The organism is Dyella sedimenti (assembly GCF_022760995.1).
GTDB classification, from domain to species: Bacteria; Pseudomonadota; Gammaproteobacteria; order Xanthomonadales; family Rhodanobacteraceae; genus Dyella; species Dyella sedimenti.
The window spans coordinates 1-1,361 of sequence record NZ_JAKWJO010000019.1; the positions used below are offsets into that span (position 1 = coordinate 1).

A 1,361-nucleotide genomic window follows, 5' to 3' on the forward strand; every position below is an offset into this window, starting at 1 on the left:
GCTTCCTTCAGGCCACGGTTGAGCAGCATCGGCTCGATGCTCGGCTCCTTGCCGCGCCAGTCCTTGTAGGTCTTGGCCAGGTCCTGGGTGTTGCCGCGCGAGAGGATCATGGCGCGGAAGCGGTCGCCGTTCTCGCGGGTCAGGCCGCCCTTGTCTTCGAAGCCCTGGAAGGCATCGTCGGCCAGCATCTCGGTCCACAGGTAGGCGTAGTAGCCGGCGGCGTAGCCGTTGCCCCAGATGTGCTGGAAGTAGCTGGAACGGTAGCGCGGCGGCACGTAGCTCAGGTTGATCTTGGCCTTGGCCAGTGCCTCCGCCTCGAACTTGTCCGGGTCCTGCTTCGGCGTATCGGCGCTCAGGCTATGCCAGCTCATGTCGAGCAGGGCCGCGGAGACCAGCTCGGTCATGTCGTAGCCCTTGTTGAAGGTCTTGGCCTTCTTGATCTTCTCCACCAGCTCGGCCGGCATCGGCTCACCGGTCTTGTAGTGCTTCGCGTAGTGGGCGAATACCTTCGGATCGGATGCCCAGTGCTCGTTGAACTGCGAGGGGAACTCCACGAAGTCGCGCGCGGTGGCCGCGCCCGACAGGCTCGGGTACTGGGTGTCGGCGAACATGCCGTGCAGCGCATGGCCGAACTCGTGGAACATGGTGATCACGTCGTCGAACGACAGCAGCGCCGGCTGGCCTTCCGCCGGCTTGGTGAAGTTGGCGACGTTGAACACCACCGGCTTGGTGCCCAGCAGCTTGGACTGGTCGACCAGGTTGCTCATCCAGGCGCCGCCGTTCTTGTTGTCGCGCTTGAAGTAGTCGCAGTAGAACAGCGCCATCGAGGTGCCGTCCTTGTCGAATACCTCGAACACGCGCACGTCCGGCTGCCAGACTGGGATGTCCTTGCGCTCCTTGAAGGTCAGGCCGTAGAGCTGGTTGGCGGCGTAGAACACGCCGTTCTGCAGCACGTTGTCCAGCTCGAAGTACGGCTTGATCTGCGATTCGTCCAGGTCGTACTTGGCCTTGCGCACCTGCTCGGCGTAATGGTTCCAGTCCCACGCCTCGACCTTGAAGCCGCCCTTCTGCTGGTCGATCACGGCCTGGATGTCCTTGGCCTCGCGCTCGGCACGCGCCACCGCGGCCGGGGCCAGCTTGTCCATGAAGGTCAGCGCCGCTTCCGGCGTCTTGGCCATCTGGTCTTCCAGCTTCCACGCCGCATAGCTGGTGTAGCCCAACAGCTTGGCCTGCTCGGCGCGGATCTGCGCGATGCGGGCGATCAGGTCGCGCGTGTCGTTGGCGTCGCCCTTCTCGGTGCGGTTCCACGAGGCCTGGAACAGCGCCTCGCGGGTGGCGCGGTCGTTGAGGTTCTGCAGGGC

General features: G+C 64.5%; 1 protein-coding gene. It reads right to left on the reverse strand.

Annotated features, from left to right (window positions below):
* Positions 1-1,361 (reverse strand): M3 family metallopeptidase (locus MJ605_RS19215; protein WP_243043154.1); only part of this gene is annotated, 1,361 nt, incomplete at both ends.